13 protein-coding genes and 2 pseudogenes are annotated in these 16,089 nt (G+C 74.1%); 4 read left to right on the top strand and 11 right to left on the bottom strand.

Annotation, left to right across the window (positions count from 1 at the left end; genetic code table 11):
* Window positions 1-32 precede the first annotated feature (32 nt).
* The 6 genes from ACFZDE_RS12785 to ACFZDE_RS12810 all read right to left on the bottom strand — a co-directional run bounded on the left by ACFZDE_RS12785 (window position 33) and on the right by ACFZDE_RS12810 (window position 5,121).
* On the bottom strand, window positions 33-2,090 hold the full coding sequence (locus ACFZDE_RS12785) for a DNA/RNA helicase domain-containing protein (RefSeq protein ID WP_391199739.1): 2,058 nt from the start codon (window positions 2,088-2,090) through the stop codon (window positions 33-35).
* A gap of 163 nt (window positions 2,091-2,253) precedes the next feature.
* On the bottom strand, window positions 2,254-2,382 hold the full coding sequence (locus ACFZDE_RS12790; RefSeq protein ID WP_390993680.1) for a DUF6408 family protein: 129 nt from the start codon (window positions 2,380-2,382) through the stop codon (window positions 2,254-2,256).
* Between the two features lie 188 nt (window positions 2,383-2,570).
* Complete coding sequence (locus tag ACFZDE_RS12795) at window positions 2,571-2,960, bottom strand: hypothetical protein (protein WP_390993681.1); 390 nt, start codon at window positions 2,958-2,960, stop codon at window positions 2,571-2,573.
* Entirely contained in the window at window positions 2,948-3,391 is a 444-nt protein-coding gene (locus ACFZDE_RS12800) for a sortase domain-bontaining protein (RefSeq protein WP_391199741.1), read from the bottom strand. The genes ACFZDE_RS12795 and ACFZDE_RS12800 overlap by 13 nt, the downstream gene beginning before the upstream one ends.
* Before the next feature lie 190 nt (window positions 3,392-3,581).
* The gene (locus ACFZDE_RS12805; protein WP_391199742.1) at window positions 3,582-4,409 is read right to left on the bottom strand and encodes a DUF4397 domain-containing protein; all 828 of its coding nucleotides are present in this window, start codon (window positions 4,407-4,409) and stop codon (window positions 3,582-3,584) included.
* A gap of 118 nt (window positions 4,410-4,527) precedes the next feature.
* Window positions 4,528-5,121 (bottom strand): sigma-70 family RNA polymerase sigma factor, encoded by a 594-nt coding sequence (locus tag ACFZDE_RS12810; RefSeq protein WP_391199925.1) that lies wholly within the window; start codon window positions 5,119-5,121, stop codon window positions 4,528-4,530.
* 237 nt (window positions 5,122-5,358) lie between these two features.
* On the opposite strand from ACFZDE_RS12810, the gene ACFZDE_RS12815 reads away from it, so the two are divergent.
* The 4 genes from ACFZDE_RS12815 to ACFZDE_RS12830 all read left to right on the top strand — a co-directional run bounded on the left by ACFZDE_RS12815 (window position 5,359) and on the right by ACFZDE_RS12830 (window position 10,330).
* Window positions 5,359-6,495 carry a MerR family transcriptional regulator gene (locus ACFZDE_RS12815; RefSeq protein ID WP_391199744.1) on the top strand — a complete coding sequence of 379 codons (1,137 nt, stop codon included), beginning with the start codon at window positions 5,359-5,361 and terminating at the stop codon, window positions 6,493-6,495.
* Between the two features lie 237 nt (window positions 6,496-6,732).
* On the top strand, window positions 6,733-8,034 hold the full coding sequence (locus ACFZDE_RS12820; RefSeq protein ID WP_391199746.1) for a lycopene cyclase family protein: 1,302 nt from the start codon (window positions 6,733-6,735) through the stop codon (window positions 8,032-8,034).
* Complete coding sequence (locus tag ACFZDE_RS12825; RefSeq protein ID WP_391199748.1) at window positions 8,031-8,744, top strand: class I SAM-dependent methyltransferase; 714 nt, start codon at window positions 8,031-8,033, stop codon at window positions 8,742-8,744. The genes ACFZDE_RS12820 and ACFZDE_RS12825 overlap by 4 nt, the downstream gene beginning before the upstream one ends.
* Window positions 8,744-10,330, top strand: coding sequence for an FAD-dependent oxidoreductase (locus tag ACFZDE_RS12830; RefSeq protein ID WP_391199749.1), 1,587 nt, complete (start codon window positions 8,744-8,746; stop codon window positions 10,328-10,330). The genes ACFZDE_RS12825 and ACFZDE_RS12830 overlap by 1 nt, the downstream gene beginning before the upstream one ends.
* A gap of 172 nt (window positions 10,331-10,502) precedes the next feature.
* Here the strand turns inward: ACFZDE_RS12830 and ACFZDE_RS12835 are convergent, their stop codons facing one another.
* The 5 genes and pseudogenes from ACFZDE_RS12835 to ACFZDE_RS12855 form a co-directional block, all read right to left on the bottom strand.
* Entirely contained in the window at window positions 10,503-11,561 is a 1,059-nt protein-coding gene (locus tag ACFZDE_RS12835) for a DUF5914 domain-containing protein (RefSeq protein WP_391199751.1), read from the bottom strand.
* Entirely contained in the window at window positions 11,554-12,537 is a 984-nt protein-coding gene (locus tag ACFZDE_RS12840; protein WP_391199753.1) for a squalene/phytoene synthase family protein, read from the bottom strand. The genes ACFZDE_RS12835 and ACFZDE_RS12840 overlap by 8 nt, the downstream gene beginning before the upstream one ends.
* A complete protein-coding gene (locus ACFZDE_RS12845; protein ID WP_391199754.1) occupies window positions 12,524-14,116 on the bottom strand; it encodes a phytoene desaturase family protein in 1,593 nt (530 codons plus the stop codon). The genes ACFZDE_RS12840 and ACFZDE_RS12845 overlap by 14 nt, the downstream gene beginning before the upstream one ends.
* Window positions 14,113-14,835, bottom strand: a pseudogene (locus tag ACFZDE_RS12850) (polyprenyl synthetase family protein); the annotation flags it as partial. The gene ACFZDE_RS12845 and the pseudogene ACFZDE_RS12850, both read right to left, overlap by 4 nt.
* 474 nt (window positions 14,836-15,309) lie before the next feature.
* Window positions 15,310-15,711: pseudogene (locus ACFZDE_RS12855) on the bottom strand (polyprenyl synthetase family protein); the annotation flags it as partial.
* Window positions 15,712-16,089: the final 378 nt, after the last annotated feature.

Raw genomic sequence — 16,089 nt, forward strand, 5'->3', positions numbered from 1 at the left:
CCCGGCGGGCCGCAGCTACGTCGGGATCAAGGTTACCCGTGCCGTTTGCGGTGGGCAGGTGGCAGCTGTGATCCCTCGGCGGTGAGCTTCGGCTGGGCGCCGTCGTAGTGCTGCATGCCGATCGCGCCGGAGACGAGCCGACGCAGTGCGTTGTGTGTCTCCGGGTCGACCGCGTACACCACGGTGCCGACCACTCCGCGGGTCAGAAGGACGTGGTAGGCGTTGAGGACGCACCGCGTGATGATCGCGTCGTCCACGGGCCCCCGGAAGGCGGGGTCGCGAGAAGCACTCCGGTTCACGGTGAACTTCCCTTCACGGAAGAGCAGGTCGGGTCCGATGATGACGCCGTTCCAGTCGTACTCGAAGGTCTGTGCCGTATAGACGCAGCCGATCTGGTCGACACCGCGGCGATCGGTCGACCACAGGTCCGATCGCGGTGCGTGCGGAACGCTGTGCTCCGGCTTCACGTTCCAAGGCCAGCGCCAGTCCCCGATGTGTACGTCGTCGACAAGCCGATCTCCGTCCGGGTTGCTCCACGGCCAGCAGAAACCCGCGGTGATACGAGCCGTGGCTCCTTGCGCGTGGCGCTCCCGGATGAACTGCTCCATCTGCTCGGGGGAGTCCGCGACCGTCAGCGTCATCCTGCCGTCCGGTCGCCAGGCCACCGGGTCCGAGGCGTTCAAGCCCAGCAGCTGCTGGACCCAGCGCTGGTACCGCTTGCTGCCGCCCGCCCGGAACGTGCCCTCCAGGTCGGTCACCTCGACTTCGCAGCCCATGACCTCGGCGAGCTCTTTCAGGTACGTGGCCGTGCCCACCTCGTCCGGGCGGATCGACTGGTGATCGTCGAGCAGGAAGATCGGCACTCTTGCGGCTCTTATCACCTCGGTCGCCTGTGGCCGGTCGTCGTCGCGCAGGGACTTGGGCATCCAGCGGTAGGTCGAACTGCGTCGCATGCGGTGGGCCTCGTCACATATGAGGACATCGATGCTGTCCGGTTCGGCCTCACTGAAGCTGTTGAAGTAGCGGTACAGCCTGTTGGCCGCGCGACGCTTGTCGGCCATCTGTCCTCGGCGAGCCGTGCTGAGCATGATCTCGCGCAGCGTCTCCGTGTAGGCGTGGGAGCCGCTTGCCAGCACGGCTTCGCGACCCTTGATCCCGAGGGCACGCTGCAGCTCGAGGGCCACTGCGCTCTTGCCGCTGCCGGGGCCACCCCGAAGGATGTAGACCCGCTTGACGCCCGGTGCGGGCGCCGGCTTGTGGGCGGCTTCGGCGTCGTAGAACAGTCCGACGTCGAAGCCGGTGAAGTGGGTGGTCTTCTCCAGGTGCCGGGTGATCCGATCGACTGCGACGTACTGTTCGTCGAGGAGCGTGAGACCGCCGCCGACGACAGACCGCTGACGGGCCACATCGGTGACTTTGAGCAACGGGTCCTGGCGGGCCTGCTCCAGTGCTGAGGCCGCTCGTTTCCCGGACGCGGCAGCGAATCTCGAGGTGAGCACCCGCCGGAAGCGAGCCAGATCGTCGAGCGTGTAGAGGAAGCCGTGGTCGGTCTCAGGCAGATCGAACAGTGCCTCCACGTCCGCGTCACGTGCGTTGTGGAGCAATGCCACACCCATCAACTGGTCTTCGTTCTCACGGAGATGCGGCAGATAGCGCAACATGTATTCGCAGTAGCGCTGCACCTGCCGCACCGGATGCAGCTTGTTCTTCCCGTCGCCGAACCCGAGATCGACGGCGATGGGACACAAAGGGTCGACTGTCGCGTGCCGCACTTGCTTCAGCTCGACCGCGAGATAGGAATCCGTGTCCGCACCGGGGCGTCGACCGCACAGTACGAGGTCGACCGCGGAGTTGGTGTGCGGCAGGTCAACCTCGACCTGCACCTCGACTTCGTCGAGGCCGCAGTCCAGCAGAGCTTTGACCACCACGGGGACGCTGTTGTCCCAGGAAGCGATGTCTCCCTGGCCGGCGTCTCCTCCCTTGATCCGGCAATGCTCGCGCATGAGTTGCTCGGTGAGCGGAAGGTGGGCAGATCCGGCTCGGGCCTCGATGAGTCGGCCGAGTTCGGCCGCGGGCAGTTGCAGGAGCACGAAGGGTCCCCAGGCACGAGATGACTCGTGCGGGTGGGGGCATGTCCTTCGTGACTTCGCCGAAGCGGAGCGGAAGCCCGTCGGGCCGCAATGACGTCCTGCAGATTACCCGGTCACAAAAGGGAGGAGGGCGGGCCCCTGGAGGCCCGCCCGTCGCCCGGGCTCAGCCGAGGCGGTGCACCACGACCTGCGCCAGAGCCCACGCCAGGTTCGAGCCGAGGCCCGCCGCGATGCCAACCAGGACATCACGAACCCATGTGCGGCGCTTGGGCATGTGCTCGACGGCAACCATTGGAATGCGTCCCCTTCGGTTCTGTTCGGTGACGGACGGCGCCGGCTGGCTCCCGCCGGGAGCGCACCCTGAGGCTGTGTCACCGAACCGAAGGAATGTGATTCCCCGGGTCACGTCGTGCACCCCTCCGAGGAGGGCACGTGGTGTGGGGCCACGGTAGTCCACGAGTGGGCAGCGTGGGCAGGGAGTTATCGGCCAGGCACCGGATGCCTGAGGGGCCGGGCGGTGCGCTCGTGCGTGCACCGGCGGGCGATGCCGACGGCGGCTACGAGGGCGAGTAGGGCGAGGACGATTCGTTTCCCGTGGTTCGGGGTGTGGGCCGCGTGCTGGGGTGGTGGCGGCATTGCCGGGGAGAGGTCGCGGTTGATGCGTTGCCAGACGTGGGCCGGGGGTGGCGTGGGCAGGTCCGCGAGTCGTGCGGTGCGGGCTGCCGTCACCAGGCGGGTCAGGCTGCGGAGTTCGTCGCGGCACTCGGGGCAGCTCTCGATGTGGCGCAACGCGTCCGTGTCGGCCTCGGTCGGGGTGGGGGTGTTGCGCAGGGCCAGTTCCATCAGGTGTGTGGGTTCTACGTGGGCCACTGCGTCCTCCCGACGGGTTGCGCCGTGACGACGAGGTTCGATGTGTAGCCGCCCTGCTCGGGGATGTACGGGGGTGCGCAGGTGATCAGGGTGAGGGCCGGGGGGCCCGTGCGGCGGAAGGTCGTCGGGGGCAGGGCTTCCTTCGGGACGGTGTGGCGGGAGGTGACTCGGTACGTCACCGGCTCGTCGCCCGTGCGGTGTACCTCGACCCGGTCTCCGCGCCGCATGCCGTACAGCGCCAGGAACTCGCCCAGGGCTCCGGTGTCGGTGTCGACGTGACCGACCAGGACGGCTGAACCGTGGGCGCTGCCGGGGGCCGGGCCGTGGCGGTACCAGCCGGCCTCGGACGGGTCGTCGGGGACGGCCATGTCGCCTCGCGTCGTCACGCCCACCGGGTCGATCATGGCGTCCAGGCCGGTGCGGGGGGCCACTACGCGCCGGGGTGGTGGGTCACGTGGGGCCTGCGCCGTTCCGGAGTCCGGCGGGGGTTGCGTCGTCGTCGTTCCGCGTTGCGGTGGGGCTGCCGAGGAGTCGGACGGGGGCGACGGCGTGGGCGGGAGGGCGAGGGCGGCTGCCAGGGCGGCAGCCGCCATCGTCGGTCCCGTCAGCCGTCGTGTGCCGTCAGCCACGCCGGCGGGCGAAGCGGCGGGCCACCAGCACGCCGGTCACCGCGACCGCTCCGGCCCCGGCGGCGAACGCCGGTCCCAGGTCGGAGGAGTTGGCCGCGACGGCGGCACCGCTGCCGCCCGCGGGGACGCCGCGGGGAGAGGACTCCATGCCGCTGAACGTCTGGGTCGCAAGGGCCAGGTTCTTGTCGTCGGCGCTGCCCCAGGCGTAGACGACGTTGCTGGTGCCCTCGCCGAGATTCAGGTCGGCCGGGCCGATCGCCACGGTGTCCGTGCCGGCCAGCACCACATCGGTGTTGAGGGTGCCCGCGTCGACCTCGGCGATGTCCTCCTTGGGGTTGGTCAGGTCGGCGAAGACCGGCTGTCCACCGGCCCGGACGTCGACGGCAGGCGCGGCGGCGACATGGCGGACCGTCAGCCGGGACTTGCCCGCGTCGACCTGGGAGACGTCGTTGGTGAAGGCCGTCAACTCCGGTTTGCCTTCGGCCGACAGATGGGCGGCGACCGTGGCGTTCGCGCCCTCGGGTACCTCGATCTTCTTCTCCAGGGCCGGAGTTCCGTCCGGGCCCTGTCCTGCCTCGAAGATCTGGATGTCGTAGCTGCCGGCGTCGAGGGACTGGGGGTCCGTCACCGTGCCGGGCTTGAAGTCGCCGATCAGTTCCTCGCCGTTGGCGTACACGTCCACCGTCAGGCCGGGAATGCCGTGGAAGACGGAGACCATCGCCTTGTCCTCCTGGTCGGCCAGGGCGGGGGCGCAGACGCCGAGCGCCAGGGCGCAGGCACCGGCGGAGGCGGCGAGGGCGATACGGGTGTGAGAAAGCATGGGAATCATCCCTTCGTACGGAGGCTCCGTACGGTGCGGAGTCTCGATCCTGTGTTCAGGTGTGAGGGCCGCCGCGGATGCGCGTACGGCGTCTCCGCTTGCGCGTACGGCGTCTCCGCTACAGATCCGCTTCGGGGACCGGTGGCTGCTCGATCACCAGGCGCAGCCGGTGCAGGCCGCGCCGGGCGTGGCTCTTGACCGTCCCCAGGGGCATGCCGGTGCGCTCCGCGATCTGCGCCTGGGTCAGGTCCTCGTAGAACGCCATGCACAGCACCTCCCGCTGGTGCCGTGGCAGCCGTGCCAGGGCGTCGACCAGCAGCACCCGGTCCAGGACGCGTTCCGGTGCCGCCTCGTCGGGTCCGGTGGTGTCCGCGTCGCGGCCGGCCGAGTCGATCAGCGTCAGCCGGCGCGTCCGTGCCGCCAGGGCGTCGACGATCTTGCGGCGCGTGATGCCGACCAGCCAGGCACCGAGCGGGCCCCGTTCGGGACGGAATCCGGCCCGGCCGTGCCAGGCGCCCAGGAAGACCTGCTGGGTCACGTCCTCCGCCTCGTAGGTGTCACCGAGCAGTCGGGTGGCCATGGTGTGGACGAGTGAGCCCCAGCGCCGGTAGATCGCGGCGAACGCCTCCTCGTCGGCGGCGACTAGGCCACGGGCCAGCTGCTCCTCGTACCGCGTTTCCTCCGCGGGCGCGGTGGGCGCGGTGGGCGCCATCGGGGTGGTGGGCGCCACTGGGGTGGTGGGGGCTGTGGATGCGGCGAGGGTCGTCGGTCGGGTGTTCGTGATCATGGCCTGGTTCCTCCTGCAGTGCGTCGCGCGGGGACGGAAGGCCGTCTGCCGAACCGCACCGGTCGCGCTGTCAGGAGCCGCGACCATGCGCTCGGAGCCAGTGTTCGGCGCACAAACGACGCATCTCAACATGCGTCGTTTGTGCGTCGTACAGTCGGAGGTATGGGTGCACACGAACGGGACAGTGACGATCTCGGACGCGGCGGCGCGCCGCTCGGCGGCGGGCTGACCACCGGCGAGGTGGCCAGGCGACTGGGGGTCGCGCCGACGACGGTCCGCACCTGGGACCGCCGCTACGGCCTCGGCCCCGACGTCCACACGGGTGGCCGGCACCGGCGGTGGACGGCGACGGACGTGGCACGGCTGGAGCGGATGTGCGCCCTCACGGCGACCGGGATACCGCCCGCCGAGGCGGCGCGTACGGTGCTCGGCGGAGCGGGGAGGGAACCGGGGGGCGGGCCGGCCGCCTCGGCAGTGCCCGCGTCGCCCCCACTCGCGTCCCCGCCCACGAACGCCCCGGGCCGCCGAGCTTCCGACGCGCCAGCGCCCTCGCCGTCCTCGCCGCCCTCGTCCATGTCCCCGACGTCGCCACCGACCTCGTCCGCCCGTGCCCGCAGCCGCGCCGGCAGCGGGCTGCGTCTCGGTGACGTCCGTCAGGAGTGCAAGGGCATCGCCCGTGCCGCTCTGCGCCTCGACGCCGTCGCGCTCGACGGGCTGCTGGAGGCCGCGATCGCCGAGCACGGGCTGGTCGCCGCCTGGACCGAGGTGATCATGCCGACCCTCCAGGCGGTCGGCCGCAAGTGGGAGAGCTCGGGCGAGAAGTACGTCGAGGTCGAGCACTTCCTGTCCTGGCACGTCTCCGGCGCCCTGCGGCGCGGTGCCCCGCCCTCGGCCGCCGACCGCCCGGGCGCGACCATCGTGCTCGCCTGTGTGCCGGGGGAGAACCACACGCTGCCCCTGGAGGTGCTCGCCGCCGCGCTGGCCGAACGGGGGCTGCCGGTACGGATGTTCGGCGGCGCCCTGCCCGTGGAGTCGCTGGTGACGGCCGTACGCAGGACCGGGCCGGCGGCGGTGGGGCTGTGGGCGCAGTCCCGGACGACCGCCAGCCGGCCGCTGGCCCAGCACGTGGCGGCGATGGAGTGGGGAGTGCGGGGCGCCCGCCGCAAGCCGGTGGTCCTGACGATCGGGCCCGGCTGGAGCGGCCGTGGCGTCACCGGTCTGCCGCGTCCGAAGGGGCTGGCCGAGGCCGTCGCGCTGCTGGAGTCGGTGGTGTCGCGCAAGGGGGTGTCTGACAAATGAGCGCGGGAGAAGGAGCGGCGTCCGGTGCGTGCGATCGCAAGGCGCCGGAACGCCGCGGGCATTTGTCAGACACCCCCTAGCGCCGTGGCGGGCCTGCGGGGCGTCGCCCGCCATACGCCCTACGGTCGGCTGCATCCGTAACCACCCCTGACCCGGAACCGGTGGGGAACACGACAGATCCAGACCACACACAAACCAGACCACACAGAGTCAGCGGGGTGCGGAGATGAGCGGGGCGTGGGCCCGGTGAGCCAAGGCGTCGTCGGTACGTCGGACGTGGTGGTCGTCGGGGGCGGAGCCGCCGGACTCAGCCTCGCGCACCGGCTGGTCGAGACCGGCGTCGCGACCGTGACCCTGGTGGAGCCGCCGGACGGTCCCGCACGCCCCGCGGAACGCACCTGGTGCTACTGGGACCAGGGTCACGGCGACTTCCAGGAGGCCGTCACCGCCACCTGGCCCCTGCTGCGGGTGCACGGGCCCGACGGCCGCCCGCTCACCGTCGACCCGGCCCCCTCGCGCTACCGCATGGTGCGTTCCACGGCGTTCGAGCGGCTGGTCCACGCCCGGCTGGAGCGTTCGCCCGGCGGGCGGATCCTGCGGGCCACCGCGGACTCGGTGTGCGACGTACCCGGCGGCGCGGAGGTCCGCTGCACCGCGGCCGACGGCCGTACGCTGACGCTGCGTTCCCGCCGTGTGTTCGACTCGCGGCCCCTGCCCGCCCTGCCCCCGGCCCGTACGCACCTGCTCCAGCACTTCCGCGGCTGGTTCGTGCGCACCCGCACCGGCCGGTTCGACCCGGCGGTGGCCGACCTCATGGACTTCCGGGTCCCCCAGCCGCGGCACGGGCTCGCCTTCGGCTACGTCCTGCCGCTGGCACCGGACCGGGCGCTGGTGGAGTACACCGAGTTCTCCCGGGCCCCGCTGACCACCACGGCGTACGAAGCGGCACTCGGGCACTACGTCCGCGAGGTGCTGCGGCTGGGCGAGTTCACCGTGGAGTCGGCCGAGCAGGGCGCCATCCCCATGACCGACGCCCGTTTCCCCCGGCGCGCCGGGGCGGCCGTCCACCGCATCGGGACGGCGGGCGGTGCGACCCGGCCCGCCACCGGCTACACCTTCGCCGCCGTGCAGCGGCACAGCCGGGCCATCGCCGACGCCCTGCGGGACGGCCACGACAGCCTGCCCGCACCGCACGGGCGCCGGGCGCTCGCCATGGACGCCGTGCTGCTGCGGGCCCTGGACACCGGGCGGATCGACGGCCCCGCGTTCTTCACCGGCCTGTTCGGCCGTACGCCCCCGCAGCGGCTGCTGCGCTTCCTCGACGGTGCCACCTCGATCCGGGAGGAGTGGGGCATCGGACTGCGCACCCCCGTGGGCCCGATGCTCCGCACCGCACTCGAAGTGCCCTTCCTGCGCCGCCGCCCCCACCCCGCCCCAGGAACCGGAGAGAGCCCCCGCCGCCCCCACTCCGCCCCAGGAACCGGAGAGAGCCCCCGCCGCCCCCACCCCGCCCCAGGAACCGGAGAGAGCCCCCGATGACCCTGCTGCGCGACCGCGACCTGGCCCACGCCTTCGACCACGCGTCCCGCACCTACGACCGCCTCACCGGCCTCAACCCGGGCTACCGCGCCGACCTGCTGCGCTCGGCCCGTCGGCTGAGACTCCCCGGGGACGGAGCGGGACTGCGCCTGCTCGACCTGGGCTGCGGCACCGGTGCCTCCACCCGGGCCCTGCTGCGGGCCGCACCCCGGGCGCGTATCACCGCGGTGGACGCCAGCGCGGGCATGCTGCACCGGGCGCTGGCCAAATCATGGCCCGACAACGTGCGGTTCCTGCATCTGAGCGCCGAGGAACTCGACGCGGCCGCCCACGGCCCCTTCGACGCCGTCTTCGCCGCCTACCTGTTCCGCAACGTCTCCGACCCGGACGCCGTCCTGCGCACCGTGCGCCGGCTGCTGCGGCCGGGCGGGCGGCTCGCCGTGCACGAGTACAGCCTCGGCGGCTCCCCGGCGCACCGGGCGCTGTGGACGGCCGTCTGCCAGGGAGTGATCATCCCGGCCGGCACGCTCACCGGGGACCGGGCCCTGTACCGGCACCTGTGGCACAGCGTCCTCGACTTCGACACCGCCGCCGACTTCACCGGGCGGCTGACCCGCGCGGGGTTCACGGGTGCGCGGGCCCTGCCGCTCGCCGGGTGGCAGACCGGCATCACCCACACGTTCCTGGCCGCGGCCGGGGAGGCCACCTGATGAGCACGCGTGAGACCGCCCGCCGCGGCCGGGACCGCAAGGCCGAGGTCCTGATGCCCGTGCCCGGCCGGGACCGGTTCGCGCCCGGGGACGCGCCGTCCGTCGCCGTGGTGGGCGGCGGCATCGCCGGACTCGCCGCGGCCACCGGACTGGCCGAACGCGGCGCCCGGGTGACCCTCTACGAACGCGGGGAGTCCCTCGGCGGCCGGCTCGCCGGGTACCCCACCCGGCTGGCCGACGGCTCCGAGGTGACCATGAGCCGCGGCTTCCACGCCTTCTTCCGCCAGTACTACAACCTGCGCGGCCTGCTACGGCGTACCGACCCCGCCCTCGATCGCCTCACCCCGCTGCCCGACTACCCCCTGCGGCACAGCGGCGGACTGACCGACAGCTTCGCCCGTGTCCCGCGCACCCCGCCCCTCAGCGCCCTCGGCTTCGTCGCGCTCAGCCCCACCTTCGGCCGGCGCGACCTCGCCGCCCTGGACGCCCGGGCCGCGCTGCCGTTGACGGACGTGCGCGTGCCCGAGGTGTTTACGCGTTTCGACCAGGTCAGCGCGACGGAGTTCCTTGAGCGCATCCGATTCCCCGAGGCCGCGCACCACCTGGCCTTCGAGGTGTTCTCGCGCAGCTTCTTCGCCGACCCGCGCGAACTGTCCGCCGCCGAGTTGATGCTGATGTTCCACATCTACTTCCTGGGCTCCTCGGAGGGGCTGCTCTTCGACGTGCCCGACGAGCCCTTCCCCCAGGCGCTGTGGGAACCGCTCGGCGACTACCTCCAGCGCCTCGGCGCGACCGTCCGCACCGGCACGGCCGTTTACTGCGTGGAGCCCCGGCCCGCGGGAGGCGCCGAGGTGCACACCGCCTCCGGCACCGGCACCGCCGCCGCCACCGGCATCGACCGGCACGACGCGGTGGTCCTCGCCCTGGACAGCGGGGGACTGCGCCAGGTCGTGGCCGCGTCACCCGGCCTCGGCACCGCCCCCTGGCGCGACGACATCGCCGCGCTGCGCACCGCCCCGCCGTTCCTCGTCTCGCGGCTCTGGCTCGACCGGCCGGTCCACGCCGACCGCCCCGGCTTCCTCGGCACCAGCGGCTACGACGGCCTGGACAACATCAGCGTCCTGGACCGCTACGAGGGCGAGGCCGCCCGCTGGGCGGCGAAACAGGGTGGTTCCGTGGTCGAACTGCACGCCTACGCCGTCGGCCCCGGCGCGGACCGGGAGGGCGTCCAGGACGCGCTGCTCGGGCAGTTGCGGCGGATCTACCCGGAGACGCGCGAGGCACGGGTCGTCGACGCCCGGCACGAGTGGCGCTCGGACTGCCCGCTCTTCCCGGTCGGCACCCACCACCGGCGCCCCACCGTACGGACCCCGCACCCGTGGCTGACCCTGGCCGGCGACGGACTGCGCTGCGACCTGCCCGTGGCCCTGATGGAACGCGCCGCCACCACCGGCTTCCTGGCCTCCAACGCCCTGCTCGCAGGGTGGGGCGTCCGCGGCCAGGTGCTGTGGACCGTACCGAGGAAGGGCCGCTCCCCGGTGCTGCGGGCCGTGGCCGCCCTCGCGCAGCGCCGGGAACGCCGGTGACGCAGGCCGCCCTCGCGCAGCGCCGGGAACGCCGGTGACGCAGGCCGCCCTCGCGCAGCGCCGAGTACGCCGGTGACGCGGGCCGCCCTCGCGCAGCGCCGGGAACGCCGGTGACGCGGGGCCGCCGGACGGGCCCGGGCCGCTCCGCGCGGGCCCGTCCGGCGGGGTCGGGTCAGCCGGGGAACCGCCCGGTGCTGCGCAACTCCCAGCGCCTCTCGGCGTAGGCGAGGTCGTCGCGCCACAGGCGCCCGGCGGTGCGCCGCATCAGGGGGCGCAGCACGGGTGCGGCGGCCCGGGCCAGGGCGAAGCCGGGCCGGTCCGAAGCGGCGACGATCGCCTCGATCACGGCCGTGCGCGGCCGCTCGGCGTCCGCGGCGGTCACCGGCGTGGCATGGGTCTCCACCACGGACGTCGCGCCCTCGCCGTCGGTGATGCGCATGACGACGGTGCGCGGCTCCGGCGCGGTGAACTCGGCCCGCACGGGCACCACCAGACGGCCCGCCACCCGGAAGGACACGTCCACCTCGAAGGCGTCCCCCGCGTCGCCCGCGCCCCCCTCGTCCCCCGCGTCTCCCTCGTCGCCCTGGCCGTCCGTGTCGCCGCGCGGCTGCCTGACGACCGTCAGATCGACGAAGGAGTACGGGTGGAACCAGGAGCCGTGCCACGGGTCGAGCCGGTTGGCCACCACGTCCTGCGGTTCACACCGCCCGAACGCCGTGTACACCGCGTCCACCCCGCTGCCCGGCGCGGGACGGCCGGGGACGAAGGGCAGCTCCGTCGGCTCCTCACCGCCGACCGCGTCCAGCCGTACCCACACCAGCACCCCGTCGTCATGGGCGGGGTACGGCCGCCAGTCGGCGAACGCAGAGCCGTCCAGGGCCAGTCCGTGCCAGTGGCACACCAGGGTGCCGCACACCACGCGGCTGTCCCGCAGGGGTGCGCCGAGGTGGGGGCAGGCCCCGGGCCCGGCGCGGAGTTCCCCCGACGGCGAGCGCCACAGCACCACTTCGACACCGGCGACGGTCCTGCCGTAGGGGCTGCCCGGGCGCACGTCCCGGGAGGCGCCGGCCACGAACCAGTTGCCGGAGGGCCGGGCGGACGCGCGTTTGAGGGTGTCGGCGATCAGCGCCGGGCGGGCCGCGCGCCAGGTCGGTTTCTGCTCCGCCCAGCCGGGGCCGCGGCGCCGCCGCAGCGGTGAGGTCCAGCGCGCCTTGTCCACCCGGTCAGCCATGGCCCTGTCCCTTCCGTGCCGGTGCGGCGCCGCCCGCCGCGGGATGCGCCCGCCACCGCGCGCGGGCCACCTTGAGGACACCGGCCGCCGCGGTGGCGGCCCGGCGCCGGCGGGGGACCACGGCACGGCGGTGCAGCACGGTGTAGTCGTGTCGGGCGATCGCGTCGAGGATGCCGCCGTACAGCGTGAAAGCGGTCCTGATGCAGGGGCGCACCCGCGGGTCGAGCATCGCGATGCCGGGTTCCGCCTCCCGGTACACGCCCCTGGTCAGGGCCTCGGCGGCGACGAGCGCCGCCCGGATGCGCGGGTCGCCGCGCCCGCTGAGCCTGCTCCACTCCAGGAGCGGCCGGTCCACGCCGTGCGCGGCGAGCAGATCGCCGGGTAGATAGACGCGACCGCGGTCCAGGTCCTCGCCCACGTCCCGCAGGAAGTTGGTCAGCTGGAACGCCACCCCGAGGGCCGCCGCGTGCGGCGCGGCCTCCTCGCGCGGGACGACCGTGCCGAGCACGGGGAGCATCTGCAGGCCGATCACCGCGGCCGAGCCGTGCATATAGGCCCGCAGATCGGCGTAGGTCGGGTAGTCCGTGACGGACAGGTCGGCGCGCATCGAGGCGAGGAAGTCGGCGAACAGGTCCACCCCGATGCCGTGGCGGTCGGCGGTGTCGGCCACGGCCCGGACCACCGGTTCGGTCCCGCCGCCGGTGCGCAGCGCGTGCGCGAGGTCGCCCTCCAGCCGCTTCAGCAGCAGGTCCCGCTCGTCGGGGGTCAGACGCCGGTCCAGGTCGTCGACGATGTCGTCGGCCCAGCGGGCGAAGCCGTACAGCGCGTGCACCGCGGAACGGCGTTCCAGCGGCAGCAGACGCGTGGCCAGGAAGTAGGTCCGGCCGTGCCGGGCGTTGAGCCCGCGGCACACGCCGTAGTCGGCGCGCAGGCCGGGGTCGGTGATCCCGGCGGCGTCCAGTTCACGACGGGTCATGGGCACCTGCTCCGGTCGGGACGGTCGGGGCGGTCGGGGCGGTCGCGTTGGTCGGGCGGCGGTCCGGGGTCCGGCTCGCCCGGGCCGGACCCCGGGTGCGGTCCCCGGTGACACGGGCGGCGGCGAGTTTCCCGCTGATGAGCACGGTCGGTACGCCGACTCCCGGTGTGGTGCCGCAGCCGGCGAGCACCACGTTGTCCAGCCCGCGCACCAGGTTGCGCGGCCGGAACGGGCCGGTCTGGGCGAAGGTGTGGGAGACGGAGAAGGGGCTGCCCGCCGCGTGACCCTGGGCCGTCCAGTCGAGCGGGGTCACCAGCATTTCCTGCCGGACGCTGTCACCGAACCCGTCCAGGCCGCGGCGTTCCAGCTCGGCGACCAGGCTGTCGCGGTAGCGCGGGCCCAGGTCGCGCCACGCGGGGGCGGAGGGGCCGACGTCGGTGTTGGGGCAGGGCGCCAGGACGTAGTGGAGGTGTTGGCCGGGCGGTGCGAGCGAGGGGTCGTGGGTGGTCGGGCGGGTGATGAGCAGGGACGGGTCGCTCATCAGCGTGCCGGTGCGGGTCAGTTCGTCGAAGGTGCGCTCCCACGCGGCGCCGAAGGACAGGGTGTGGTGGGCGAGGTGGGGCCAGGTGCGGTCGGTCCCGGCGTGCAGGACCACCGCGGACGGCGAGTGCCGCAGTCGTACCGGGCGCCGGGGGGCCCGGCCCAGCAGGCGGTGTGCGGTGGGCAGTTCGCAGGTCAGCACCACCGTGTCGCACGGGATGCGCTCGCCCGAGGCGAGGCGGACGGCCCGCACCCGGCCCGCCGAGCGCTCCAGCGCGCTCACCTCGGCCGACCAGCGCAGCTCGGCACCGGCGGCGGCGGCCACGTCCGCCATCGCGCGGGGCAGGGCGTGCATGCCGCCCTTGGGGAACCAGACCCCGGCCACGGTGTCCATGTAGGCGATCACCGCGTACGCCGCCAGCGCCCGGGCCGGTGGCACCCCGGCGTACAGGGCCTGGAAGGAGAAGACGCGGCGCAGCCGGGCGTCGGAGAGGAACCGGCCGATCGCGGCGTCGAGGCGACCGAAACCGCCGAGCGCCGCCAGCCGGGCCAGGTCCGGGTGTGCCAGCCGCAGCGGCGAGTCGAAGTTGGTGTCGATGAAACGGCCCATCTGCGCCCGGTACAGCCGCTCCAGCCACTCCCGCAGCCTGCGGTAGCCGGCCGCCTCCGCCGGTCCGGCGAAACGCCGCACCTCCGCCTCCATGGCGTCGCCGTCGGTGTGCACGTCGAGGGAGGTCCCGTCCGCGAAGCCCGCCCGGTAGGCGGGGTGCAGGGCCATCAGCTCGACGTGCCGGTCGAGGCTCTCGCCGACCGCCGCGAACGCCTCGTCGGCCAGGTGGGGCATCGTCAGCACGGTGGGCCCGGTGTCCAGAAGGTAGTCGCCGAGCCGCGACCGTCCGGCCCTTCCGCCAGGGCCGTCGTCCCGTTCGACGAGGGTGACCCGGCGGCCGGCGCCCAGCAGATGCAGGGCGCACGCGAGCCCGGACAGGCCGGCGCCCACCACGACGACATGGTCCGTCGGCCCCGTCACGGTCCTCATACGAGCTCCTCCGCCTGCCGCGGGGTGACGCCCGAGGCCCGCTCGACCAGCGCGGCGAACTCCCGCCGTACGCCGGGTGCGGCGCCGGTCGCCTCGAAGTGCCGCAGTGCGGAGGCCGCCAGGTCGGCGATCCTCCCCTCCACCTCGGCCCGGGCGCCCGTCCGCTCCAGCGCCGCCCGCATCCGCTCGACACGGTGCCCGGCCCGGGCGTCCGCGTCCGGCGCGAGCGCGGCGGCCGCGTCCCGGTCGCCGGTGGCCTCCGCGAGCCGGACGGCTACGGCGAGCAGCGGGGTGAGCTTGCGGGCGCGCAGGTCCTCGTCGGCCGGTTTGCCGGTCAGCGCCGGGTCGCCGAACGCGCCGAGGAGGTCGTCGCGCAACTGGAACGCCAGCCCCGCGCACCGGCCGGCGGCCCGCAGCGCGCCCAGGGTGCGGGCATCGGCACCGGCCAGTGACGCGCCCAGCGCCAGGGGGCGCGCGACCGTGTACCGGGCGCTCTTCAGCACGGCGATGGTCAGCGCCTCCTCGGCGCCGGACGAGCCGTTCGCCTGCGCACGCAGATCGCGGTACTGCCCGGCGACCATCTCGGTGCGCATCGCCCGCCACTCCTCGAACAGCCTCGGCCCGTGCGCCGACGCGAGCGCCGTCTCGGCCAGCAGATCGTCCGCCCACGCCAGCGCGAGATCGCCCACGAGCACGGCAGCGGACTTCCCGAACGACTCGGGGGGCTGGCTGGTGAGGGCGGTCGGGTGGCTGTGGCCGGGGGCGGGGGTTCGGCTGGCGTGGGTGGCGGCAGGATGCCCGGGGGTGGACTCGGCGGGCCCACCGGTGTGGCCGACCGGGGGTTGGTGGGCCGGGTCGGCGGGCCCGTCGGTGTGGCTGGCTGGGGGTTGGTGGGCTGGGTCGGTGGGCCCGTCGGTGTGGCCCGCTGGGGGTTGGTGGGCCGGGTCGGTGGGCCCACCGGTCTGGCCGGCCCGGGGTCGGGGGTCACGGGCTGCACCGGTGCCTCCGGCCGGGTGTCCTTGGGCCGAGTCGGGGGTTTCGCCGGTGTGGGCGGACGCGTGTCCGTGCGCGGGCTCGTCGGTGCGTCCGGCCGGACCCACCTGGGCCGGCTCCCCAGTCCGTCCCGCCCGGTGTCCCTGCGCGGCCTCGACGAATCCGCCGAGCCGGCCCGCCCGGTGCCGTTCGGCGAAGTCCACGTGCATCGCGGGGGCGCCCCGGCGCAGCGGAGAGTCGTCCATCACGTCGTCGTGGATGAGGGCGCAGGCCTGGAGCAGTTCGAGCGCGGCGCCCGTGCGCAGGACCGCGCTCGCGTCGCCCGAGCCGCCCGCGGCGCGCCAGCCGCACCACACGAACGCCGTCCGCAGCCGCTTGCCGCCCCGCCGGACGTACGCGGCCAGGCGGTCGGCCATCTCGGCGGCGAACACCGCGTCGGTGTCGCGGGCCTGTCGCAGCCGCGCCTCCAGTACCCGCTCCAGAACCGCCTCCATGGCCCGGGTGGCCCCGGGAGCGGTGAGCGGGGCGTGGTTCGTATCCGCCGGTCCGGCCACCATCGGCCGCGGTCCAAGCATGCGCAACCCCTTCTCGCTTCCGGTCATCCGCACATCAGTTCTTCCGCAGACGAAGGTCTTTCGGATGCGCCGCCCCCGAGCCCCCGCCGACGCACCGCACCTCGCGCCCGGCCGCACCCGGGCCTCGCGCCCGGCCGCACCCGGGCCTCGCGCCCGGCCGCGCACCGGCCCGGCGGGCGGTCGCCACCAGCCCTGGAGCAGGCCTCGCCCGGGCCCCGCGGCCAGCTGCGCACGGGCCTCGCAGCCGGTCGCCGCCGGTCCCGGAGCCGGTCGCCACCGGCTCCGCAGCCGGTCGCGCGCGGCCAGCGGCGCACCGGTCCCGCAACCGATCGCGCACCGGCCCCGCGGCCAGTCGAGCCCGGCCCCGCGCCCGGGCCCCGCACCCAGCCACACACCGGCCCCGCG

It is taken from the genome of Streptomyces sp. NPDC007929, from assembly GCF_042959065.1.
GTDB lineage: Bacteria > Actinomycetota > Actinomycetes > Streptomycetales > Streptomycetaceae > Streptomyces.